Annotated in this window: 24 protein-coding genes; 14 read left to right on the top strand and 10 right to left on the bottom strand. The window is 62.0% G+C overall.

Annotated features, from left to right (window positions below; all coding sequences use genetic code 11):
• Window positions 1-143 precede the first annotated feature (143 nt).
• Window positions 144-650: a GNAT family N-acetyltransferase gene (locus K3F44_RS15500; RefSeq protein ID WP_220632535.1), complete on the top strand. Its 507-nt coding sequence runs from the start codon at window positions 144-146 to the stop codon at window positions 648-650.
• On the opposite strand, the gene K3F44_RS15495 is transcribed toward K3F44_RS15500, so the two are convergent.
• Window positions 627-1,892 (bottom strand): MFS transporter, encoded by a 1,266-nt coding sequence (locus K3F44_RS15495; protein WP_150570689.1) that lies wholly within the window; start codon window positions 1,890-1,892, stop codon window positions 627-629. The two genes, K3F44_RS15500 and K3F44_RS15495, sit on opposite strands and share 24 nt — an antisense overlap.
• Before the next feature lie 344 nt (window positions 1,893-2,236).
• Here K3F44_RS15495 and K3F44_RS15490 point away from each other — a divergent pair, with 344 nt between their 5' ends.
• Genes K3F44_RS15490 through K3F44_RS15480 form a run of 3 tightly spaced genes read left to right on the top strand, consistent with a single transcriptional unit; the run spans window position 2,237 to window position 4,834 of the window.
• Window positions 2,237-3,667 carry a cytochrome ubiquinol oxidase subunit I gene (locus tag K3F44_RS15490; protein WP_188036650.1) on the top strand — a complete coding sequence of 477 codons (1,431 nt, stop codon included), beginning with the start codon at window positions 2,237-2,239 and terminating at the stop codon, window positions 3,665-3,667.
• Between the two features lie 3 nt (window positions 3,668-3,670).
• A complete protein-coding gene (gene cydB, locus K3F44_RS15485) occupies window positions 3,671-4,678 on the top strand; it encodes a cytochrome d ubiquinol oxidase subunit II (RefSeq protein WP_150570688.1) in 1,008 nt (335 codons plus the stop codon).
• 12 nt (window positions 4,679-4,690) lie between these two features.
• On the top strand, window positions 4,691-4,834 hold the full coding sequence (locus K3F44_RS15480) for a DUF2474 domain-containing protein (protein WP_150570687.1): 144 nt from the start codon (window positions 4,691-4,693) through the stop codon (window positions 4,832-4,834).
• Between the two features lie 9 nt (window positions 4,835-4,843).
• Here K3F44_RS15480 and K3F44_RS15475 read toward each other — a convergent pair whose 3' ends face one another.
• The gene (locus K3F44_RS15475) at window positions 4,844-5,968 is read right to left on the bottom strand and encodes a methyltransferase (protein ID WP_220632534.1); all 1,125 of its coding nucleotides are present in this window, start codon (window positions 5,966-5,968) and stop codon (window positions 4,844-4,846) included.
• Window positions 5,969-6,288: 320 nt separating this feature from the next.
• Between K3F44_RS15475 and K3F44_RS15470 the strand changes: the two genes are divergently transcribed.
• Window positions 6,289-7,065, top strand: coding sequence for a ferredoxin--NADP reductase (locus K3F44_RS15470; protein ID WP_101322092.1), 777 nt, complete (start codon window positions 6,289-6,291; stop codon window positions 7,063-7,065).
• Between the two features lie 26 nt (window positions 7,066-7,091).
• On the opposite strand, the gene mscL is transcribed toward K3F44_RS15470, so the two are convergent.
• Window positions 7,092-7,511: a large-conductance mechanosensitive channel protein MscL gene (gene mscL, locus K3F44_RS15465; RefSeq protein ID WP_101322091.1), complete on the bottom strand. Its 420-nt coding sequence runs from the start codon at window positions 7,509-7,511 to the stop codon at window positions 7,092-7,094.
• Between the two features lie 187 nt (window positions 7,512-7,698).
• Between mscL and radA the strand changes: the two genes are divergently transcribed.
• Window positions 7,699-9,066 (top strand): DNA repair protein RadA, encoded by a 1,368-nt coding sequence (gene radA / locus K3F44_RS15460; RefSeq protein ID WP_101322090.1) that lies wholly within the window; start codon window positions 7,699-7,701, stop codon window positions 9,064-9,066.
• A 75-nt stretch (window positions 9,067-9,141) separates the two neighbouring features.
• Here radA and K3F44_RS15455 read toward each other — a convergent pair whose 3' ends face one another.
• Together K3F44_RS15455 and K3F44_RS15450 are read right to left on the bottom strand one after the other, a co-directional pair.
• Window positions 9,142-10,659 carry a nucleobase:cation symporter-2 family protein gene (locus tag K3F44_RS15455; protein WP_150573013.1) on the bottom strand — a complete coding sequence of 506 codons (1,518 nt, stop codon included), beginning with the start codon at window positions 10,657-10,659 and terminating at the stop codon, window positions 9,142-9,144.
• Window positions 10,660-10,923: 264 nt separating this feature from the next.
• A complete protein-coding gene (locus K3F44_RS15450; protein WP_150570684.1) occupies window positions 10,924-11,286 on the bottom strand; it encodes a PilZ domain-containing protein in 363 nt (120 codons plus the stop codon).
• A gap of 166 nt (window positions 11,287-11,452) precedes the next feature.
• Here K3F44_RS15450 and K3F44_RS15445 point away from each other — a divergent pair, with 166 nt between their 5' ends.
• From K3F44_RS15445 to yjiA, 3 genes are all read left to right on the top strand, one after another.
• Window positions 11,453-13,519: a carbon starvation CstA family protein gene (locus K3F44_RS15445; RefSeq protein WP_101322087.1), complete on the top strand. Its 2,067-nt coding sequence runs from the start codon at window positions 11,453-11,455 to the stop codon at window positions 13,517-13,519.
• A 17-nt stretch (window positions 13,520-13,536) separates the two neighbouring features.
• Window positions 13,537-13,734 carry a YbdD/YjiX family protein gene (locus tag K3F44_RS15440; protein WP_101322086.1) on the top strand — a complete coding sequence of 66 codons (198 nt, stop codon included), beginning with the start codon at window positions 13,537-13,539 and terminating at the stop codon, window positions 13,732-13,734.
• 78 nt (window positions 13,735-13,812) lie between these two features.
• Window positions 13,813-14,784, top strand: coding sequence for a GTPase (gene yjiA, locus K3F44_RS15435; RefSeq protein ID WP_101322085.1), 972 nt, complete (start codon window positions 13,813-13,815; stop codon window positions 14,782-14,784).
• 206 nt (window positions 14,785-14,990) lie between these two features.
• On the opposite strand, the gene K3F44_RS15430 is transcribed toward yjiA, so the two are convergent.
• Entirely contained in the window at window positions 14,991-15,767 is a 777-nt protein-coding gene (locus K3F44_RS15430) for an IclR family transcriptional regulator (protein WP_101322084.1), read from the bottom strand.
• Between the two features lie 185 nt (window positions 15,768-15,952).
• On the opposite strand from K3F44_RS15430, the gene hmgA reads away from it, so the two are divergent.
• Genes hmgA through maiA form a run of 3 tightly spaced genes read left to right on the top strand, consistent with a single transcriptional unit; the run spans window position 15,953 to window position 19,188 of the window.
• A complete protein-coding gene (gene hmgA, locus K3F44_RS15425) occupies window positions 15,953-17,248 on the top strand; it encodes a homogentisate 1,2-dioxygenase (protein ID WP_150570683.1) in 1,296 nt (431 codons plus the stop codon).
• 3 nt (window positions 17,249-17,251) lie between these two features.
• Entirely contained in the window at window positions 17,252-18,544 is a 1,293-nt protein-coding gene (gene fahA, locus K3F44_RS15420) for a fumarylacetoacetase (protein WP_150570682.1), read from the top strand.
• An 11-nt stretch (window positions 18,545-18,555) separates the two neighbouring features.
• Window positions 18,556-19,188, top strand: coding sequence for a maleylacetoacetate isomerase (gene maiA / locus K3F44_RS15415; RefSeq protein ID WP_220632533.1), 633 nt, complete (start codon window positions 18,556-18,558; stop codon window positions 19,186-19,188).
• Here maiA and K3F44_RS15410 read toward each other — a convergent pair.
• Window positions 19,182-19,988: a SirB1 family protein gene (locus tag K3F44_RS15410; RefSeq protein WP_150570680.1), complete on the bottom strand. Its 807-nt coding sequence runs from the start codon at window positions 19,986-19,988 to the stop codon at window positions 19,182-19,184. The genes maiA and K3F44_RS15410 overlap by 7 nt on opposite strands.
• A 123-nt stretch (window positions 19,989-20,111) precedes the next feature.
• Here K3F44_RS15410 and K3F44_RS15405 point away from each other — a divergent pair, with 123 nt between their 5' ends.
• The gene (locus K3F44_RS15405; RefSeq protein WP_101322079.1) at window positions 20,112-21,131 is read left to right on the top strand and encodes a Glu/Leu/Phe/Val dehydrogenase dimerization domain-containing protein; all 1,020 of its coding nucleotides are present in this window, start codon (window positions 20,112-20,114) and stop codon (window positions 21,129-21,131) included.
• Between the two features lie 6 nt (window positions 21,132-21,137).
• On the opposite strand, the gene K3F44_RS15400 is transcribed toward K3F44_RS15405, so the two are convergent.
• A complete protein-coding gene (locus K3F44_RS15400) occupies window positions 21,138-21,401 on the bottom strand; it encodes a YebG family protein (RefSeq protein ID WP_101322078.1) in 264 nt (87 codons plus the stop codon).
• Window positions 21,402-21,643: 242 nt separating this feature from the next.
• Here K3F44_RS15400 and K3F44_RS15395 point away from each other — a divergent pair, with 242 nt between their 5' ends.
• Window positions 21,644-22,114, top strand: a complete 471-nt coding sequence (locus tag K3F44_RS15395; RefSeq protein ID WP_101322077.1) for a phosphate-starvation-inducible protein PsiE — start codon at window positions 21,644-21,646, stop codon at window positions 22,112-22,114.
• A 3-nt stretch (window positions 22,115-22,117) separates the two neighbouring features.
• Here the strand turns inward: K3F44_RS15395 and K3F44_RS15390 are convergent, their stop codons facing one another.
• Both K3F44_RS15390 and K3F44_RS15385 read right to left on the bottom strand, forming a co-directional pair.
• Window positions 22,118-22,414 (bottom strand): DUF3509 domain-containing protein, encoded by a 297-nt coding sequence (locus K3F44_RS15390; RefSeq protein WP_101322076.1) that lies wholly within the window; start codon window positions 22,412-22,414, stop codon window positions 22,118-22,120.
• Between the two features lie 154 nt (window positions 22,415-22,568).
• On the bottom strand, window positions 22,569-22,919 hold the full coding sequence (locus K3F44_RS15385) for an HPF/RaiA family ribosome-associated protein (RefSeq protein ID WP_101322075.1): 351 nt from the start codon (window positions 22,917-22,919) through the stop codon (window positions 22,569-22,571).
• Window positions 22,920-22,955: the final 36 nt, after the last annotated feature.

Raw genomic sequence — 22,955 nt, 5'->3', positions numbered from 1 at the left:
AGACCGTACCGGATGCCGTGGTTTTATCTGGGGTAGAAAAAAGCCGCGCATCATACCAGCATGCTTGCTGAGCGGTAATCAATGTCGCGATACACTGCGCATTCAGTGCCGATCACCCAGACGGCCGCCGCCGAGATGCCGCTGTGCAGCTGATTGACTACTCGCAGCTAACCCCGGCCCAGCGTGGGCAACTGCTGGAGATCCAGCTACCGTCAGAGCAGCAGTGCTTCGCCGGCGATATCGCTGATGCCTTGTATCTGTTACTCGGTTGCGGCTCTGATCAGCGCCGCGGCGTCGCGCTGTTGCTCGATGATGTGCCCAGAGCGTTTCTGCTGCTTCAGCGTGGCGCATTCCTGCCCGCCTGGGGTCAACCTGATGCAGCGATGATGACTGCGTTGCAGGTCGACTGCAGGTTTCAGGGGCAGGGCCTTGGGCGCTTTTGCATGCAGGCGCTACCGGCTCTCTTGCGCACCATGTGGCCTGATCTCAGGCGCCTGCAGTTGTCAGTGGACCGCGCCAACCTCGGCGCTTTGGCCTTGTACCGTGCAACCGGCTGGCGCGAAAGCGGCAATGGCTTTCGCGCCCGGGTCGGCTACGAGCAGCAGATGAGCCTGCTGCTGGCGGGGTCAACCTTTGATCGGTGCGGCTGACGCCGCTGGCGCTTCTGCTACCGGCTGGCTGTGCAGTTGATCGCGGTTGGCCAGGCTCGGGAACAACTTAATCCACACCCCGGTCACCACCAGCGTGCCGACGCCGCCCAGCACCACTGCCGGTACGGTGCCGAACCAGTGCGCGGTAATGCCTGACTCGAACTCCCCGAGCTGGTTCGAAGCCCCGATGAACAATCCATTTACCGCGCTGACCCGGCCGCGCATTTCGTCAGGCGTTTCCAGCTGCACGAAAGCGCTGCGGATGACCATGCTGATCATGTCTGCCGCGCCCAGCACCACCAGCACCGCCAGCGAGAACCAGAACGAGGTCGACAGGCCAAAGGCGATGGTGGCCACGCCGAACACGCCGACTGCGGTGAACATGGTCCGGCCGACCTTGCGCTCGAACGGGAAGCGCGCCAGCCATACCGACATCAACAGCGCGCCGACTGCCGGCGCCGAACGCAGCAGGCCCAGGCCCCACGGGCCAGTCAGCAGGATGTCCTTGGCAAACACCGGCAACAACGCCGTGGCGCCGCCCAGCAGCACGGCGAACAGGTCCAGCGAGATGGCACCGAGGATGTCCGGCCGGCTACGGATGAAGCGTATCCCGGCCAAAAGAGACTCCAGCGTCGCCCGGCCGCGCTGCTGGACCTGCTGGCGGGCATCCAGGCTCAGGGTCAGGCCGCAGGCGATCACATATAGCGCCACGGTCGGGCCGTACACCCAGATGCTGCCCAGCGCATACAACAAGCCGCCGACCGCAGGGGCGACGATAGTGGCGGCCTGGGTCGCCGATGCCGAGGCTGCCACGGCCCGCGGGAACAGTCCGGGCGGGACCACGTTGGGCAGCAGGGCCTGAGTCGCCGGCATTTCAAACGAACGTGCGGCGCCGAGCAGGAAGGCCAGGCAGAAGATCAGCTCACGGCTGACGTTGTCGGTGGCACTGCCGAGCACCAGTGCCAGCGCAATCAGCGCTTGCAGGCTCTGGCACAGCGCCGCCACCCGGCGCCGGTCATAGCGGTCGGCCACGTGCCCGGTATGCAGCATGAACAACACCCGCGGGGCGAATTCGACCAGGCCGACCAGACCCAGATCGAGTACGTTGCCGGTCAGCTGATAGAGCTGCCAGCCAATCGCCACAGTGAGCATCTGAAAGCCGCTCGCGGTAAATACGCGGGCCAGCCAGAACGCGAGAAAGGGGCGGTGGTGACGCAACAACAGCGGAGCAGAGTCGGACATCGGCAGCCTGCGACCTATAAGAAACCCGGGGCTCTGCAGCCTATCATCTGTTTGTAACAAAGAGTTGCATAAGTCCTGCTCAAGCACTTTTTGCCATTGCATGGAAGAGGGTGGGGCAATGCGCCACGCGGCATCCAGCCACAGGCCCTGGGGCGGAATTCGGGGCTATGCTGGATACAGCCATTGATCTGGGTCAATCGTTGCAAATGCATTGATCGGCCTGTGCGGCGTGAATCCCTGCAATCGAATAGAACAATTCCAACAGGTCGCACTCGATAACCGTGGGGGCAGTGGGCATCAGGGCCACAAGCCCGAAATGCCGGTTCACCTGAAGAGGAAGCACCATGTTCGGCTTAGAAGCCCTAGAGCTCGCCCGAATCCAGTTCGCCTTTACCGTGTCCTTTCACATCCTGTTCCCGGCCATCACCATTGGCCTGGCCAGTTATCTGGCCGTTCTCGAAGGCCTCTGGCTGAGAACCGACAACCGCATCTACCGCGATCTCTACCATTTCTGGTCGAAGATCTTCGCCGTCAACTTTGGCATGGGCGTGGTCTCGGGTTTGGTCATGGCTTATCAGTTCGGCACCAACTGGAGCCGCTTCTCTGATTTCGCCGGCGCCGTCACCGGGCCATTGCTGACCTACGAAGTGCTCACTGCATTCTTCCTCGAAGCAGGCTTCCTTGGCGTCATGCTGTTTGGCTGGAGCCGAGTAGGCCGCGGCCTGCACTTCTTCTCGACGCTGATGGTGGCGCTGGGCACGCTGGTCTCGACCTTCTGGATCCTGGCTTCCAACAGCTGGATGCAGACCCCACAGGGCCACGAAATCATCGATGGCCGGGTAATCCCGGTGGATTGGCTGGCGGTGATCTTCAACCCGTCGTTCCCCTACCGCCTGGCGCACATGGCCACCGCCGCCTTCGTCGCCACGGCGTTCTTCGTCGGCGCGTCGGCGGCCTGGCATCTGCTGCGCGGGCGCGACAACCCGGCCGTGCGCAAGATGCTCTCGATGGCGATGTGGATGGCCCTGATCGTGGCCCCGGTGCAAGCGATCATCGGCGACTTCCATGGGCTCAATACGCTCAAGCATCAGCCGGTGAAAATCGCCGCCATCGAAGGCCATTGGGAGAACAAGCCCGGTGAGGCGACCCCGCTGATTCTGTTCGGCATCCCCGACATGGAAGCCGAAACCACTCGCTTCAAGGTCGAGATTCCGGTGCTCGGCAGTTTGATCCTGACCCACAGCCTGGACAAGCAAGTGCCGGCCATGAAGGAATTCCCCAAAGAGGATCGGCCCAACTCGACGATCATCTTCTGGTCGTTCCGGGTCATGGTTGCGCTGGGCATGCTAATGATTGCCGCTGGCCTGTGGAGCCTGTGGCTGCGTAGAACCGGCGCGATCTACCATTCGCGGCCGTTCCTGTACTTCGTGTTGTGGATGGGGCCATCCGGGCTGATCGCTATTCTGGCTGGCTGGTTCACCACCGAGATCGGCCGCCAGCCGTGGGTGGTATATGGCTTGATGCGCACGGCCGATGGCGTCTCCAACCACAGCTACGGCCAGCTCGGCTTCACTCTGGTGATGTTCGTGGTGGTCTACTTTGCGGTGTTCGGCACCGGCCTGGCGTACATGATGCGCCTGGTGCGCAAAGGCCCGCATACCGGTGAAGAAGAGCAGCCACCTGGCGGCCCAGGGCAAAAACGGACCCCGGCGCGGCCCTTGTCCGCTGCCGATGACGGCCATGAGGCCAACTCCAGCCTGACCGAGAGGAACTGAGCCATGGGTATCGATCTTCCGCTGATCTGGGCTGTGATCATCATCTTTGGCGTGATGATGTATGTGGTGATGGACGGGTTCGACCTGGGCATCGGCATTCTCTTCCCGTTCGTCAAGGCCGAGCATGACCGCGACGTGATGATGAACACCGTCGCGCCGGTCTGGGACGGCAACGAAACCTGGCTGGTGCTGGGCGGAGCGGGCTTGTTCGGGGCGTTTCCGATGGCCTACGCGGTGGTGCTGGAGGCACTGTATCTGCCGCTGATCCTGATGCTGATCGGGTTGATCTTCCGCGGTGTGGCCTTCGAATTCCGCTTCAAGGCCACTGCTGCCAAGCGCCACGTGTGGGACAAGGCGTTCATCGGCGGCTCGCTGCTGGCGACGTTCTTTCAGGGCGTGGCATTGGGCGCGTTCATCGAGGGCTTCAAGGTGGTCGACCGCCACTATGCCGGCGGCGCCTGGGACTGGGTCACGCCGTTCAGCCTGTTCTCCGGGCTGGGCCTGATCGTCGCCTACGCCTTGCTGGGTTGCACCTGGCTGATCATGAAAACCGAAGGCCCGCTGCAACAGCAGATGCATGTGCTTGGCCGGCCCCTGGCTCTGGTACTGCTGGCGGTCATCGGCATCGTCAGCCTGTGGACGCCGATCGCTTACCCGCAGATTGCCGAGCGCTGGTTCAGCATGCCTAACCTGCTGTGGTTTATGCCGGTGCCGATTCTGGTCATGGTGACGTTCTATGGCTTGTTCAAGGCGATTGCCCGCTCAGCGCACTACACGCCGTTTCTGCTGACTCTGGTGTTGATCTTCCTGGGCTACAGCGGCCTGGGGATCAGCGTCTGGCCAAACATCATCCCGCCGTCGATCTCGATCTGGGAGGCCGCCGCACCGCCGCAGAGCCAGGGCTTCATGCTGGTGGGGACGCTGTTCATCCTGCCGTTGATCCTCGGTTACACGTTCTGGAGCTATTACGTGTTCCGCGGCAAAGTCACCCATGACCAGGGCTATCACTAGGAGGTGCGCGGCATGACCGGTGTCGAACAGAAGAAGCCACTGTGGCAGCGGCTAGGTTGGCTGGTGATGATCTGGGCGGCGAGTGTCGCCGCCCTGGGTGTGCTGGCTTGGCTGATGCGCATGTTCATGAGCGCAGCCGGGCTGAGCACGCATTGACCGGGCGAATTACTTGCGCGCTTTGAGGATGACGAACTTGGGGGTCGCGGCAACTTGCTCGACCCCACGGAACAACCGCGCCAGCTTGCTGTGATAGCCCAGGTGGCGGTTGCCGACGATGTACAGCGCGCCGCCCACCACCAGCGCATCGCGGGCCTGCTGGAACATGCGCCAGGCGAGGAAGTCACCGACCACCTGTTGTTGGTGGAACGGTGGGTTGCACAGCACCACATCCAGTGATTGCTTCTCGAACCCGGCCAGGCCGTCTGCCGCGAGCACCTCAACCGGCCGCTCGGGCAATGCCGCCTGCCAGTTTTCCAGTGCCGACTGCACGGCCATGTACGACTCATCGACCAGACTGAACTGCGCCTGTGGGTTGAGCAGCGCACAGGCGATCGCCAGCACGCCGTTACCGCAACCCAGGTCGGCGACCCGGGCCTGACCAAGATCGCGCGGCAGGTGCGGGAGAAACGCACGGGTGCCGATATCCAGTCCTTCGCGGCAGAACACATTGGCGTGGTTGACCAGCTCCAGGGGCGGTTGATCCAAGGTGTAACGGCTAGGGTAGGGCGATTGAGCCGGAGCCCGTTCGCTGAAGCTGGCCGTCAGCAGGCGCGCTTTTTTCTGCGCCAGCGAGGCCTGCACCGGGCCGATGTACTTTTCCAGCAAGTCGCCAGCGGCACGCGGCAAGTGCTTGATCATGGCCGTGGCGATCACCTCGGCGCCCGGTGCCAGGTGGCCTCGCAGGCGGATCAACTGCTCTTCAAGCAAGGCCAGGGTTTTCGGCACCCGCACCAGCACCCGATCGAACGTCCCCTGCCAGACCTGGTTGGACGGCACGAACGGCACGCTGTCGAACGCCTTGGCGTTGCGCACGAGGTTCTTTTCCAGAGCCATGCGGGCCAGGTGCGAATCGCCGCTGCTGGTCACTTGCAGGCTGTCGCACAGGCTGGCCGCCAATGCGCCAAAGCTGTCATTGAGTACCAGCACACGGCAGTCGGCGGGCAAACCTTGGCTGGCGAGGTGCTCGAGCAGGTACTGGTCGGCAGCGTCGAACGCTTGCAGCGGGTCGTCGGCCTGTTCCGGTTGGCGGATCAGATCGAGTTCGGCGAAGGGGCTGGTCAGCAGGGGCATGGCGTGGGGCTCAGCTATGAATCTGCTCGGCGCAGACCACGACGAGCTTGAGGGGCGAGATTCTACAGGGCTTTATCCACGGGGGGGAGGTTGCGCTCAGAACAGCCCACGGCTGGCTGCGATGGCGATGGCGCCGGCTTTGTTGGAGGCGTTGCTCAACCTGCCTGACTCAGTGTAGGAAAAGAGTCGTCCTCTTGTTTGTTTTCTTTCTCATTAACGCTGTTCCCGCCATTCATTTCGCGCCTTGCCCCTGCAAACCGTCGGTGTTCATTCAGTCAGCTTTAGGCGAAACTGGGCGCATCTGATTTATGGAGCCCGTCATGACCGCCAGCGCCGACAAGTTCACCCGCCAGACTCTGCTCGACGTTCGGCCGTTGACGCCTAACCTGTTTTCCCTGCGCGTGACGCGCGATCCAGGCTTTCGTTTTCGCGCAGGGCAGTTCGCTCGGTTGGGCGTGAGCAAAGCCGATGGCAGCGTGGTCTGGCGCGCGTACTCGATGGTCAGTGCGCCGCATGACGAGTATCTGGATTTCTTCTCGATCGTTGTGCCTGGCGGCGAATTCACCAGCGAGCTCAGCCGCCTGGCGCAGGGCGACAGCTTGCTTATCGATCGCCAAGCGTTCGGCTATCTGACCCTTGATCGACTGCCAGCTGGCCGCGATCTGTGGCTGCTGGCAACCGGCACCGGCATTGCACCGTTCATGTCGATCCTGCAGGACTTCGAAGTCTGGGAACGCTTCGACAACATCAAACTGGTGTATTCGGTACGCGAGGCCGCGGAATTGGCCTACGTCGATGAAATTGCCGGGCTGGAGCAGCGTGACTATCTGGCCGAATATGCCGGCAAGTTGCAGTTCATTCCAGTCGTCACGCGCGAAGCGTATCCGGGTGCACTGAATGCCCGGATTACCCAGTTGATTGAAAGCGGCGAGCTGGAGCGGGCGGCGGGGCTTGAATTATCCCCCGAGCATTCGCGGATCATGCTCTGCGGCAACCCGCAGATGATCGACGACACGCGCCAGGTGTTGAAGGCGCGCGATCTGCAACTCAACTTGAGCAAACGTCCAGGCCAGGTAGCAGTGGAAAACTACTGGTAAGGGGCGCGGCGCGCCCCTTTGCTCGATCAGGGCAGACGGTTCTGATTCTGCGTCTTGAGCAGATCGCGAATCTCGGTCAGCAGGGTTTCCTGAGGGGTTGGCACCGGTGGCGTGGTAGGCGCCACGGCTTCTTCGCGCTTGAGGCGGTTGATCGCCTTGACGCCCATGAAGATGGCGAATGCGACGATGACGAAGTCGATCACGGTCTGAATGAACTTGCCATACGCCAGCACGACAGCCGGGATATCCCCTTGCGCGGCTTTCAGGGTGATTGCCAGGTCACTGAAGTCGACGCCACCGATCAGCAGGCCCAGTGGCGGCATCACCACGTCGCCAACGAACGACGAAACGATTTTGCCGAAGGCGGCGCCGATGATGATACCGACCGCCATATCGACCACATTGCCTTTGACGGCAAATGCCTTGAATTCACTGATCATGCCCATGGTTTATTCCTTGTAACAAATGGATAAGTAAACGCAGTGTAAGCCACCTGAACGGTTCATGCGTGATGCTGCAGCCACTGAGGTTAGTAAGTGACTGCGCTTAGATCGAATAGTTTTGTCGCATCCCACTGCGTTCGAGACACGTCTGGCTCGGCTATCATGGCCATTTTTTCCAGGAGACTGCCTTATGGCCAAAGCCAAGCGCTTGTATGGCTGCACCGAGTGCGGCGCGACCTTTCCCAAATGGGCGGGCCAGTGCGGCGAGTGCGGCGCCTGGAACACCCTGGTCGAGAGCATGATCGAGAGCGGTGGCGCCGCGGCGCCCAGTGGGCGTGCCGGCTGGACTGGCCAGCAGGCCCAGCTCAAGACCCTGGCCGAAGTCAGCGTCGAAGAAATCCCCCGTTTCAGCACCAGCAGCGGCGAACTCGACCGGGTGCTCGGTGGCGGTCTGGTCGATGGTTCGGTGGTGCTGATCGGTGGTGACCCGGGTATCGGCAAATCGACCATCCTGTTGCAGACCCTGTGCCACATGGCCGCCGCCATGCCGGCACTGTATGTCACCGGCGAAGAGTCGCAGCAGCAGGTAGCGATGCGCTCACGGCGTCTGGGCCTGCCGCAGGACAAGCTCAAGGTCATGACCGAAACCTGCATCGAGACCATCATCGCCACCGCTCGCGTCGAGCAGCCGCGGGTCATGGTCATCGACTCGATCCAGACCATCTTCACCGAACAGCTGCAATCCGCACCAGGCGGGGTCGCCCAGGTCCGTGAGAGCACGGCATTGCTGGTGCGTTACGCCAAGCAGAGCGGCACGGCGATCTTCCTCGTTGGTCACGTGACCAAGGAAGGCTCGCTGGCCGGGCCGCGGGTGCTCGAGCACATGGTCGATACCGTGTTGTATTTCGAGGGCGAGTCGGATGGCCGTCTGCGCTTGTTGCGTGCGGTGAAAAACCGCTTTGGCGCGGTCAACGAACTGGGCGTGTTCGGCATGACCGATCGCGGCTTGAAAGAGGTCTCCAACCCGTCGGCGATTTTCCTTAACCGCACCCAGGAAGAAGTCCCCGGCAGTGTGGTCATGGCGACCTGGGAAGGCACCCGGCCGATGCTGGTCGAGGTGCAGGCGCTGGTCGACGACAGCCACCTGGCCAACCCGCGCCGGGTCACCCTGGGCCTGGACCAGAACCGCCTGGCCATGCTCCTGGCCGTCTTGCACCGGCACGGCGGCATCCCGACCCACGATCAGGACGTGTTCCTCAACGTGGTCGGCGGGGTCAAGGTGCTGGAAACGGCCTCTGACCTGGCGTTGTTGGCCGCAGTAATGTCGAGCTTGCGCAATCGGCCCCTGGCCCATGACCTGCTGGTGTTCGGTGAAATCGGCCTGTCTGGCGAAGTACGGCCGGTGCCCAGCGGTCAGGAGCGTTTGAAGGAAGCCGCCAAGCATGGCTTCAAACGTGCCATCGTGCCCAAGGGCAATGCGCCCAAGGAGTCTCCGCCGGGGTTGCAGGTGATTGCCGTGACCCGGCTTGAACAGGCCCTCGACGCGCTGTTCGAGTAACCAGGCAAAACCGCCGCATAAAAAAGGGGAGCCGACGATGCGCGTCGGCTCCCCTTGTTACTGCTCGGCCAGGCGTCAGTGCTCGGCCACCGCGTTGCGCCGTCGCGCCGCGCCGTCCTGCTCTGCGCCCTCTTGCAGTGGCACCTCGTTGCCTTCGGCGTCGAACAGTTTGCCGTCCTTGAAGTAGTCGCCATCACGCAGGGCGGAGATGTCCGAGTACTGGATGGTGCGCTCGTAGGCTGCGGCGAACACCGACTGGTTCTCCGAGTTACCGGTGGTGAAGTGGTTGAACATCAGGTTGAGCAGAATCGCCATGATCGCCGCCGAGCTGATGCCGGAGTGGAAGATGGTCTCGAACCAGTTCGGGAAGTGGTGGTAGAAGTTCGGTGCGGCAATCGGGATCATGCCAAAGCCCAGCGAGGCGGCGACGATGATCAGGTTGACGTTGTTCTTGTAGCTGACCTTGGACAAGGTGCGAATCCCGCTCGCAGCCACGGTGCCGAACAGCACGATGCCAGCACCGCCAAGTACTGGCGTCGGCACTGCGGCGATCACCCGGCCCATCACCGGCAGCAGCCCCAGCACGACCAGGATCAGGCCGCCGGTAGCCACCACATAGCGGCTCTTGACTCCGGTCACAGCCACCAGGCCGACGTTCTGGGCGAAAGCGCTCTGGGTGAAGGAGCCAAAGATCGGTGCCAGGATGCTGGAGGCCATGTCGGCGCGCAGACCGTCGCCCAGGCGCTTGGAGTCAACCTTGGTATCGATGATCTCACCGACCGCAAGGATGTCTGCCGAGGTTTCGACCAAGGTCACCATGATCACGATGCACATCGACAGGATCGCGGCGATATGGAAGGTCGGCATGCCGAAGTGGAACGGCGAGGGCATGGCGAACATCGGGCCTTCGGCGACCTTGCTGAAATCGGCCATGCCCAGCGACCAGGCAATCAACGTACCGACCACCATCGCCAGCAGGATCGACAGTCGCGAGATGGTCGCGCTGCCGAGTTTGCTCAGCACCAGCACGATGGCGAAGGTCAGCGCGGCCAGGCCGATGTTGGCCATGCTGCCGAACTCTGGCGAGGCACTGTTGCCGCCCATGACCCAGCGCGCCGCAACCGGCATCAGGGTCAGGCCGATGGTGGTGATGACGATGCCGGTCACCAGCGGTGGGAAGTACTTGGTGATCCGCGAGAACACCGGCGTGATCAAAAAGCCGAGCACCGAGGCCGCCATCACTGCGCCGAGCACCCCCGGCAGGCCACCGCCACCTTCACTGCTGAGGATCGCGCCCATGGTCGCCACACCGGCGAAGGACACACCTTGAACCAGCGGCAGCTGGCAGCCGAAAAACGGTAAACCAAGTGTTTGCAGCAAGGTCGCCAGGCCACCGGCAAACAGTGAGGCGGCGATCAACAGACCGATCTCGGCGGGGTTCAGGCCCGCTGCCTGGCCCAGGATCAGCGGGACCGCAACGATCCCGCCATACATGGTCAGCACATGCTGCAGACCGTAGGCCAGGTTGGCGCCAAGGCCGAGGTTTTCGTCCTCGGGACGTTGGGTCGCAGATGTTCCAGGGGGCGTCGTCATGGAGCAGGCTCTCTGTTTATTGTTGTGGGGCTACTGTAGACACTTCCTACAAAGGATGGCCACAAAAATTGTATACAATATTTTGATCGGAGCGCGCACAAGAGTGCCCGTAAACAGCGTCTTAGCTGAATGCAGAAAGCGTTCCAACAGAGCGCAAGCGTGATTATAAAGTTGTGTACAAGTCCCCAGACCGCTTGCAAGAAGCTGTCTGGGTAGACAGGAAACACATTGAGGAGGGGCAGGTTAGCTAGCTAACAGATAGTATTATTCGATGAGTTCGCGCAGTTCGCGCATCATTTCGGTGCGATCAGCCAGGTTCAATTCCACAAGACGGTGCAGATGGCTCATCGAGTCGAGGTCGATGTGGAGGCAGACGAAGCCCAGCTTGCCGGTTTCTTCATGACGCAGCTCGACCTGCATTTCCAGTTGCACCTCAGGGCTGAGGTGTACCGTCGCTTCAAAATCCTGCGTGGCATCTGGCTCCCAGCGCTCGGGGCGGCTGACCAGAATGCCCTTCAGGGAGATATCCAGCAGCTTTACCTGCCATTTTCGCGAGCCTTGGCGCAGTTCTGCGGTGGCATCGAAAGCAATTCGCTGGAAACGCCGACGTTCGTCGTGATCGCTCATGGTCAAAGCCCTCTGCAAGACATCCTGACTATAGTTGAAGGTATGGGCGCATGTGCTTGCGCAATCGGGCGGCAAAGGCTCTAGAACAAAGCAAATGTGGCAATGCGCCTTGACTGGCCCTAGACTCGCTTGGCGGTCTTTCCAATCCACCAGCTGGAAGTAAACCATGAACAACAATAATAGCCTGCTACGCCACATTCCGTGGCTGGTGTTGGCAGTACTGGGAGCCTGTGCGCTGGGTGTAGTTGCCCTGCGTCGCGGCGAGGCAGTCAACGCCTTGTGGATTGTGGTTGCGGCAGTGGCCTTGTATCTGGTCGCCTATCGCTACTACAGCCTGTTCATCGCCACCAAGGTGATGCAGCTCGACTCACGTCGGGCAACCCCTGCGGTACTCAACAACGATGGTCTGGACTATGTGCCGACCAACAAGCACATCCTCTTCGGTCACCACTTCGCCGCCATCGCTGGCGCGGGGCCGCTGGTCGGTCCGGTACTCGCCGCGCAGATGGGTTACTTGCCCGGTACGCTGTGGCTGATTGCCGGTGTGGTCCTGGCAGGTGCCGTTCAGGACTTCATGGTCCTGTTCATGTCCACCCGCCGCAATGGCCGCTCGCTGGGTGACATGGTCCGTGAAGAAATGGGCCGGATCCCGGGCACCATCGCCCTGTTCGGCTGCTTCCTGATCATGATCATCATCCTCGCGGTGCTGGCGCTGATCGTGGTCAAGGCCCTGGCTGAAAGCCCGTGGGGCATGTTCACGGTGATGGCGACCATCCCGATCGCGATGTTCATGGGCATCTATATGCGCTACATCCGCCCGGGGCGGATTGGTGAGATCTCGATCATCGGCGTGGTCCTGCTGCTGCTGTCAATCTGGATCGGTGGCCTGGTGGCTGCCGACCCGGTCTGGGGCCCGGCGTTCACCTTCACCGGTGTGCAGATCACCTGGATGCTGGTGGGCTATGGCTTCGTTGCCGCTGTACTGCCGGTATGGCTGGTACTGGCGCCGCGTGACTATCTGTCGACCTTCCTCAAGATCGGTACCATCGTCGCGCTGGCGCTGGGCATCCTGATCCTCGCGCCTGAACTGAAGATGCCTGCGCTGACCCAGTTCACTGACGGCACTGGCCCGGTCTGGAAGGGCACGCTGTTCCCGTTCCTGTTCATCACCATCGCCTGCGGTGCGGTATCCGGTTTCCATGCGTTGATCTCCTCGGGCACCACGCCCAAGCTGCTCGACAACGAAACCAACGCCCGTTACATCGGTTACGGCGGCATGCTGATGGAGTCGTTCGTGGCTATCATGGCCATGGTTGCTGCTTCGGTAATCGAGCCAGGCGTGTACTTCGCCATGAACAGCCCGGCAGCAGTGGTCGGCTCCGACGTGGTAAGCGTCGCGCAGACGGTCAGCAGCTGGGGCTTCCTGATCACCCCTGAGCAACTTGAAGCGGTTGCCCGCGACATTGGCGAGCACACCATTCTGGCCCGTGCCGGTGGTGCGCCAACGCTGGCAGTCGGTATCGCGCAGATCCTGCACCAGGTATTGCCGGGTGAAAACACCATGGCCTTCTGGTACCACTTTGCGATTCTGTTCGAGGCGCTGTTCATCCTCACCGCAGTGGACGCCGGTACCCGTGCCGGGCGCTTCATGCTGCAGGACCTGCTCGGCAGCTTCGTGCCTGCACTCAAACGCACCGAATCGTGGGGCGCCAACCTGCTTGCCACTGCTGGCTGCGTAGCGATGTGGGGCTACCTGCTGTATCAAGGCGTGATCGATCCGCTGGGTGGCATCAACACCTTGTGGCCGCTGTTCGGTATCTCCAACCAGATGCTGGCCGGTATCGCGCTGATGCTCGGCACCGTGGTGCTGATCAAGATGAAGCGCCAGCGCTACATGTGGGTCACCTTGGTACCGGCGGTATGGCTGCTGATCTGCACCACTACTGCAGGCTTCATCAAGCTGTTCGATCCGAACCCGGCTGTTGGCTTCCTGGCCCTCGCGAACAAGTACAGCGTCGCGCTGGACGCCGGTCAGGTACTGGCCCCGGCCAAGGACGTTGGTCAGATGCAGCACGTGATCTTCAACGCCTATACCAACGCTGGCTTGACCATCCTGTTCCTGGTGGTGGTGTTCAGCATCCTGTTCTTCGCCCTCAGAGTCGGTTACTCGGCACTGGGTCGCAAAGAGCGCAGCGATAAAGAAACCCCGTTCCAGGCGCTGCCTGACGCGTAAACGAGAGGACTGCAGCCATGTTCAACGACCTGGGTCGCCTGGGTAAGTACCTGGGGCAAGCTGCCCGGCTGATGGTCGGCATGCCCGACTACGACAATTATGTCGAGCACATGCAGGGCAAGCACCCGGACAAGCCGATGATGAGCTACGAGGAGTTCTTCCGCGAGCGACAGGAAGCCCGTTACGGCGGCAAGTCCGGGCCCAAGTGCTGTTGAACCAGCGGCAAGTGTGATCGAGTGGGAGCCCGGGCAACCGGGCTCCCACTTTCATTTATGGCCAAAGGAGATGTCTGCGTGCAAACGCCTATTCCTGTAACGGTCCTCACCGGTTTTCTCGGTGCGGGCAAGACCACCCTGCTCAAGCACATGCTCAAGGCCGAGCATGGCCTGAAGATCGCCGTGATCGAAAACGAATTCAGCGAAGCCGGCATCGACAGCCAATTGCTCGGAGACGAGCCGGTGCAGGTCATGACCCTGGCCAACGGTTGTGTGTGCTGCACTATCCACACTGACCTGACCAAAGCCCTGTACCTGCTGCTGGAGCGGCTGGATGCCGGCGACATCGCGTTTGACCGGCTGGTGATCGAATGCACCGGTCTGGCTGATCCGGCGCCAGTCGCGCAGACCTTCTTCATCGAAGAAGAGCTGCGCGATCGCTACATCCTCGACGGCATCATCACCCTGGTCGACGCCGCCCACGCCGATGTCCACCTGACCCAGGCCATTGCCCAGGCTCAGGTCGGCTTTGCCGACCGCTTGCTGTTGAGCAAGACCGATCTGGTCACGGCTGAGGCTGTCGAGGCCTTGCAGGAGCGCCTGGCGCGGATCAACGGCCGCGCGGCGATTCGCATCGTCGAGCAGGGCCGCATCGACCTGGCTGAGTTGCTTGATGTGCGCGGCTTCAATCTCAATCCTGACCTGGGCGCGAGTATCACCCGCAGCCTGCGCCCGGTGCTCAAGCCGGCGACCCCGGATCGCATCTCGACGCTGGTTTTGCGTACCAGCACGGCGCTGGATATCGATCGCCTCAGCGAGTTCATGAACGAGCTGCTGGAAAACCACGGCAAGCAGTTGCTGCGCTACAAAGGCGTGCTCAATATCGCTGGGGATGAGCGCCGTTTGGTGTTTCAGGGCGTGTTGAAGCTGTACGGCTTCGACTGGGACAGCGAATGGAAGGCCGACGAGGCGCGTGAAAGTGTGATGGTGTTTATCGGCGATGAACTGCCCGAAGACGAGATCCGTGCAGGCTTTGCCGCGCTGACCTGAGCAAAAAAAAAGGCCACTGCACGTGCAGTGGCCAATCTGGACGTTAGATCAAGGAGCTTCAAAATCAACGTCGTCGAGCGTGGCCTGCACTCAGGGCGGGGGAGTGCGCTGCGTGCTGGCCAGTGAAGTCAGCATAAGCCGCTGTTGCGGCGAGAAAAATAGCCTCAGGCGACATTCACCTTTACGCGCCGAGTAAGAGTCACTGTTCAGGCCGCGTAGCCCATCCGCCAGCTGATGTCGCGGGTGGCCGCCAGCAACTGCTGCGCCGCCGGGCCATGCTCATCGGCATGGAAAATCGAGGTCGGCCCAACCACGGTCATCACCGCTACGATGTGCCCCATGGCATTGAAGATCGGCGCCGAAAGTGCGTCGACGCCAGGCATCAACAGCCCATGCACATGGTGCAGCCCCTGCTCGCGAATCCCTGCCAAAAGTGGCTGATAGGCGTCGAATGTCTGCGTCATGGCGGCCAACTCACGTTCACGCAGGTCAACCGTTTCGCGCTCGGGCAAATGCGCAGCGAACACCAGCCCGGTCGATGAGCTGAGCAGCGGCAGCACCGAGCCGATCTGCGTCACCACGGTAACGGCGCGCACCGCCGGCTCGATACTGACCACGGTCGCGCCCTGATTACCCCACACAGCAATGAAGCAGCTCTCGTTGAGCGCGTCGCGCAATGCCGACAGCGGCAGCGCCGCCACCTTGAGCACATCGATGCTGCCCAGCGCGGCCATGCCCACTCGCAACGCTTCGCGGCCCAGGCCGTAGTGGTTGGTGGCGCGATCCTGCTCGGCGAAACCGCTGGCAATCAGCGCCTGCAAATAGCGATGCACCTTGCTCGCCGGCATGCCGACGTGCTCGGCCAGGCGCGACAGCGAGGTCGACGGCGAAAGCTCGGCAAGGGCCTTGAGGATATCGGTGCCGACTTCCGCCGAGCGGACCTTTTGCTTGCCGGTGTCGGCAGGGGTGCTGGCTTTGGACATGGGGAAAGGAATCCACATTGACAGATGGCGACTTTATAACTTGACGACGGGCGGCGAGCAAATTACGTTATTCGTAATCTGATTACGACAATAACAATGCAGACGCGCTGCCAGCCACCGTGATACGGCCCGGTTCAGCCCAGCAGCCCCTGCCAGCATGGCTCTCAGTGAGCCTGGAGGCACAGATGACCCGCGACACCGCCCTCGACTACCTCAGCGGCTTTGGCAACGAGTTTGCCAGTGAAGCGCTGCCTGGCGCCCTGCCGGTCGGGCAGAATTCACCCCAGCGTGCGCCTTACGGCCTGTACGCCGAGTTGCTCTCGGGCACCGCGTTCACCATGGCCCGCAGCGAACTGCGGCGCACCTGGCTGTATCGCATTCGCCCGTCGGCGCTGCACCCGCGCTTCGAACGCCTTGCGCGCCAACCGCTGGCGGCGCCACTGGGCGCGGTGACGCCCAACCGCCTGCGCTGGAACCCGCAGCCGCTACCGGCCGAAGCCACTGATTTCATCGAAGGTTGGCGGCCGATGGTTGCCACCGCCGCGGCGGACAAGCCATCCGGCGTCAGCATCTATATCTACAGCGCCAACCGCTCGATGCAGCGGGTGTTCTTCAATGCCGATGGCGAGCTGCTGCTGGTGCCTGAGCAAGGCCGCCTGCGTATCGCCACCGAGCTGGGCGTACTCGATGTCGAACCGCTGGAGATTGCCGTGATTCCGCGCGGCATGAAGTTTCGCGTCGAGCTGCTCGACGGTCAGGCGCGTGGTTATCTGGCCGAAAACCACGGCGCGCCACTGCGCCTGCCCGATCTTGGCCCGATCGGCAGCAACGGCCTGGCCAACCCGCGAGATTTCCTCACCCCCGTGGCGCATTACGAAGACAGCAGCGGCCCGGTCCAGTTGGTGCAGAAGTTTCTCGGCGAACACTGGGCCTGCGAACTGCAGCATTCGCCGTTGGATGTGGTCGCCTGGCACGGCAGCAACGTCCCGTACAAATACGACCTGCGTCGCTTCAATACCCTCGGTACGGTCAGCTTCGACCACCCGGACCCATCGATCTTCACCGTGCTGACTTCACCGAGCAGCGTCCACGGCCTGGCCAACATGGACTTCGTGATCTTCCCGCCACGCTGGATGGTCGCCGAGAATACCTTCCGCCCGCCGTGGTTCCACCGCAACCTGATGAACGAATTCATGGGCCTGATCCAGGGCGCCTACGACGCCAAGGCCGACGGCTTCCTGCCCGGTGGCGCGTCGCTGCATGGGGTGATGAGCGCCCATGGCCCGGATGCCGAGACTTGCCACAAGGCCATCAATGGCGAGCTGGCACCGCACAAGATCGACAACACCATGGCCTTCATGTTCGAGACCAGCCAGGTCCTGCGCCCGAGCCAGAGTGCGCTTGAATGCCCGCAATTGCAGGCCGACTACGACAGCTGCTGGGCCACCTTGCCGAGCACCTTCAACCCGAATCGGAGATAACCCATGAACCACACCGCGACTGCCCGTAGCTGGGTCGAACAGGCCAACGGTCACAGCGACTTCCCGCTGCAGAACCTGCCATTGGGGATTTTCAGCCGGCCGGGTGAAGCGCAGCGCTGTGGCGTGGCCATCGGCGATTCGATTCTCGACCTGCAGGCCGTGCTTGCCGCCGGCCTGTTCGAGGGTGACGCCAAAACTGCGGTCGAGGCCACCGCCGACGCCACGCTGAATGCCTATTTCGCCCTTGGCCGTTCGGCCCGGGTTGCGTTGCGCCAGCGTTTGCTGGAACTGCTGGGCGAGCACAGCGAACATCAGGCTGCACTGCAAGCGGCGCTGTACCTCGCCAGCGACTGCCAAATGCACCTGCCGGCCAAGGTGGGCGACTACACCGACTTCTATGTCGGCATCGAGCACGCGAAGAACGTCGGCAAGCTGTTCCGCCCGGACAACCCGCTGCTGCCCAACTACAAGTACGTGCCAATCGGCTACCACGGCCGCGCCTCGACCCTGCGCCCGTCGGGCACCGATGTGCGTCGGCCGAAGGGCCAGACCCTGCCTGCGGGTCAGACCGAGCCAAGCTTTGGCCCATGCGCCCGGCTCGACTTCGAGCTGGAACTGGGCATCTGGATTGGCCAGGGCAATGACATTGGGCAAGCGATCCCGATTGGCGATGCAGCCGAGCATGTCGCTGGTTATTGCCTGCTCAACGATTGGTCGGCGCGCGATATCCAGGCTTGGGAATACCAGCCGTTGGGGCCGTTCCTGTCGAAGAGTTTCATCACCACGCTGTCGCCGTGGGTAGTCACTGCCGAGGCACTGGAACCTTTCCGTTGCGCTCAGCCGGCGCGTCCCGAGGGTGATCCGCAGCCACTGTCGTATCTGCTCGATGCACGCGATCAGGCCAACGGCGCGCTCGACATCGAACTGGAAGTGTTGCTGATCACCGAAGGCCTGCGCGAACAGGGCTTGCCGCCTCACCGCCTGAGCCTGAGCAACACCCTGAGCATGTACTGGACCGTGGCGCAGATGGTTGCCCATCACAGCGTCAATGGCTGCCAGTTGCAAGCAGGCGACCTGTTCGGCTCGGGGACATTGTCCGGCGCGCAGCCAGGGGCATTTGGCAGCCTGCTGGAGATGACGGATGGCGGCAAGCAGGTGATCGAACTGGCCAGCGGCGAGGTGCGCAAGTTCCTTGAAGACGGTGACGAGATCATCCTGCGTGCTCGCTGCAAGCGCGACGGCGCGGTCAGCATCGGCTTCGGCGAGTGCCGCGGCAAAGTCATCGCGGCCAACTGAGAGGGCAGGCCATGCGGCTGTTCGGCTATTACCGTTCGACCTCGTCCTATCGGGTACGGATTGCCCTGGGGTTAAAGGGCCTTGCGTTCGACAACGTGCCGGTCAACCTGCTCAAGGGCGAGCAGCGCGGCGATGCCTACCTTGCGCTCAATCCGCAGGGCAGGGTGCCCGCGCTGGGCTGTGACAGCGGTAGTGTGCTGGTGCAATCGGCGGCGATCATCGAGTACCTGGAGGAGGTTTATCCACAGCCGCCGCTATTGCCTGCCGAGGCTGAGGCACGGGCGAAGGTACGGGGCGTCGCGGCGATCATCGGCTGCGATGTGCACCCGCTGCACAACGTCAGCGTACTCAATCAGTTGCGTCAGTTGGGGCTGGACGAGGCGCAGGTCAATCTATGGATTGCCCAATGGATTGGCCAGGGTCTGGCAGCGGTGGAGCAGTTGATCGATGACCAGGGCTTTTGCTTTGGCCCGGCGCCGGGTTTGGCTGATGCCTACCTGCTGCCACAGTTGTATGCGGCCGAGCGGTTCAGTGTCGATCTGAGCCGCTATCCGCGGATCAACCGGGTGGCAGCGCTGGCGGCGCAGCATCCGGCGTTTATCCAGGCGCATCCATCACGTCAGCCTGATACCCCGATTCAGTGAATCGATGGGCTGCTGGCAGGCAGGTGACCAAGACGTTCGCTCAGCTTCAAGCGCTGCGCCGGGTCTTCGCTGAGCAGCAATGCCCGTTCCAGGTCAAAGCGCTCGGCCTGCGGGCAATCCAGGCGCTGGTACAGCGTGGCTCGCGCCAGATAGTCGCTGACCAGCACCGGCCCCAGCTGCATGACCCGTTCGGCGTCGATCAATGCGGCCAGGTCATTGTCGTTGCTGATATGCAGCTGGCGCAGGTTGCGTGACAGCCGCTGCAGCATCTGCAACGGGCTGGCCACCTGCATATGTTCAGCCGTCAACGCTACCTGTGGGCCGAACTGACGGGCCAGTAGCTGGCGGCACTCAGCCGGGTACAGACGACGACCGCCGCACGGGTCGAGCAGGTGATCCGCGCCAGGCACGCGCAGCAGAAAATGGCCCGGGAAGTTGACCCCTTCCAGCGGGATCGACAAACCCCGAGCCAACTCCAGGGCGAGGATTGCCAGCGCCAGCGGCTGGCCACGGCGGCGCTGCAACACTTTGTCCATCAGTGCCGCGTGGGCACGCAGTGGCAGCATTTCGTCTTGCTGAAAGCCCAGCGTGTTGAGCTGGCGCAACAGCGGCTGGGCGAGCTCACTGAGCGGCAACATCGGCAGGCTGGCATTGATTTGCTGGTGCAGCTCGCGCACCTGGGCGAGGGCGTGGGCGGGCACGACACTGGGATCGTGCTCGGCGGCGATCCACAAGGTTGCTTCCAGCAGGTCGACAGGCGCGCGTTCCAGGCACGCCAGGCAGGCTTTACGTGGGTTCATCAGACTCTCCCCCGACATGCTTGAGTATTAGCTCTGACAGCGTGGTTCGTCCAGTGGTCCGACCAGCCTGCGCTGTGCATCGCGCTGCCTATACTGTCAGGAGCACCTCGCTGGAGGCGGTCGATGTTCGCGCTCATGCAAAGCACCCGCACGCAGTCACTGCACCTGTTCGTCGATCCACCCAGCGGCCTCAGAGCCGTGGTGGCGATCCACAACGAGCAGTTGGGCCCTGCCATGGGCGGCTGTCGCTACCTGGCCTATGCCGACGACGAAAGCGCCGTCACCGACGCCATCCGCCTGGCTCAGGGCATGAGCTACAAGGCTGCACTGGCAGGCCTGGCACAGGGCGGTGGCAATGCCGTGATCATGCGCGGCGCCCATGTGGAAAACCGCGCAGCACTGTTCGAGGCGTTTGGCCGCGCGCTCGACAGCTTGAATGGGCGCTTCATCACCGCCGTCGACAGTGGCACCTCAACCCTGGACATGGACTGCATTGCCCAGAGCACTGCCCACGTTACCAGTACCACCGCTTCGGGAGACCCCTCGGCACATGCAGCCATCGGGGTGTTCGCTGGCATCCGGGCCACAGCAATGGCACGGCTGGGCACCGATAATCTGGAAGGCTTGCGGATTGCTGTACAGGGCTTGGGCAACGTTGGCTTCGCGTTGGCCGAGCAACTGCACGCGGCGGGCGCGGAACTGTTGGTCAGCGATCTTGACGCGGGCAAGGTACGTTTGGCGGTGGAGCAATTCAATGCCCAACCAGTGACCAATGATGCGCTGGTCAGCACCCCGTGCGACATCTTCGCACCTTGTGGCGTGGGTCAGGTACTCAGTGGCCAAAGTGTCACGCAATTACGCTGCGCTGCCGTGGCGGGGTCTGCCAACAACCAGCTGACGACCCTGCAGGTGGCTGATCATCTGGAAAAGCGCGGGATACTCTATGCGCCGGATTACGTCATCAATGCCGGTGGCTTGATCTACGTGGCACTGACCCACCGTGGCGAGAGCCTCGGCACCATTACCGCGCATCTGGCCCGAATTCCGTCACGCCTGACCGAAGTGTTCGGCCATGCCCAGGCGGAAAAACGCTCGCCAGCGCGGGTGGCGCAGATGCTGGCGGAGCGTTTGCTGTATGGCTGACGGCAGTTATTCTGCCGCGTTGCCCTCAAGCAATTCGGCCAAGGCATCGGGCTGGCTCTTGAACGCTCGGGCGAACACATCGCGATTCTTCGCCATGTAAATGCCGGCTTCCTCGACTTGTTGTTCGGTCAGCGACGGCACCGCTTTTTGCAGTACATCAGCCAGGCGCTCGGCCAGCTCGAGCATCTTGTCGTGACGATCCGCTTCGGCTTTATCCATGAACAACTGCTCCGGGTCGCGACTGCTGCGGTATACCACTTCGACGGCCATTCATCACCTCTGTGCCTTTATAGCGGGTTATGCAAATAATTTACTGTATGGGTGTACAGTACTCGCATAGGCCACCCCAGCGCAACCCGATAGTGGCCATTTATCTGCACGAAAGCGTAGCTCATAGGTGCCTTGCGGCAATCGGTCGCCTTCCAACCCTCGTGTCTGGCCTTTTAACTGCATGGCACAAGCGTCACACAGGTGGCGCACCATCCTTCAGTCGTATCGGGGAATCGAGCATCGTGAACATCAAATGGGCAGAAAAAATGCGCAAGGGCCTGCACGGCTCTGCCGACTCGCTGGGCAACCTGTGCGTCGAGGGGTTTCACTACCTGGCGTTGTTCGGTATCGGCGGAATTACCGCGTGGGCGGCGGTCGAGGCGTTTCTGGACATGCTCAGCAAGGGCGGGGTCAGCGTCGATGACATTCTGCTGCTGTTCATCTACCTGGAGCTGGGGGCGATGGTCGGGATCTATTTCAAGACCAACCACATGCCGATCCGCTTCCTGCTGTACGTGGCAATCACGGCCCTGACACGCCTGCTGATCGGCGATGTGTCCCATCACAAGGCGCCGGACGTCGGCCTGCTGTACTTGTGCGGCGGCATCTTGCTGTTGGCCTTCGCGATTCTGGTGGTGCGCTATGCATCCTACCGCTATCCCTCAAGCCGGGCGCTGGACGCTCACGGCAAGGAAGTCGACGAAGGCCGCTAGCGCTCAGTTGGCGAGCTGGCTGGCGGCGTGACGTTGCTGGCCAGGGTCGCGGGTGAGGGCGGCGAGTACCTGTAGCGGGTTTTCGCCTTGTTCGATGGCCAGGCCCAGACGGATGCTGTCGATGACCCGCTGCAAGCGTACCGGATCGTTGCGTTGGGCCTGGCTGATCAAACGCTTGGCGACGGCGCCGCTGTCGTCGGACAGGGTCAGCATGATGCTGCCGTCGAGGCGGGTGATGCTCAGGTTGACCCGATAACGCGGGGCGAAGGCATTGCTGATCTGATCGAATGGATTGTGCATGGTCGCGGATCTGCAGGTTAACTGGATGGAAAAGTTGACCGGGTATCCGCGCAGATGGTTCACAGCCGCTGATCGGCGTGGCTTTGTGGTGAGTTGGTTGAATCAGAAAGGGCCGCGGAGCGGCCCTTGTGCAACTAACCGAACAGCGCTGTCATCACTCCTCGATTTCTTCGTTCACTTCCAGCACTACACGCTTGCTGCGCAGTTTGCCGAACAGGTGATCCAGTGCGTGGTCGAGCTTGGTCGTGGCACCCTCGACAGCCTGCTCCAGCGAAGTGGCCGTGTGGCTTACGGAAATCGGTTGATGGCCTTTGGGGCGAGCCTCCATCTGGCAACGTTTGTCATGCGGTCCGGGCTTGGCGCCGTTGTCGTCGCGCAGGTGCACCTCGATGCGGGTGAGATCGTCCTCGTAACGTTCAAGACTGCTCTCAAGAGTACTGCGTACCCACTCTTCAAGCCGGATGCTGCCGTCGATCTGGTTGCTGCTGTTGACTTGGATTTGCATGACTTCAATCCTTATTCAGCTTGCTCGCAAGAGTCG

Origin of the sequence: Pseudomonas sp. S07E 245 (assembly GCF_019599025.1) — a bacterium.
In the GTDB taxonomy this organism is placed as follows: Bacteria; Pseudomonadota; Gammaproteobacteria; order Pseudomonadales; family Pseudomonadaceae; genus Aquipseudomonas; species Aquipseudomonas shirazensis.
The sequence above is the reverse complement of the archived record's forward strand: the minus strand, read 5'-3'. Positions and strand labels throughout refer to the sequence as shown.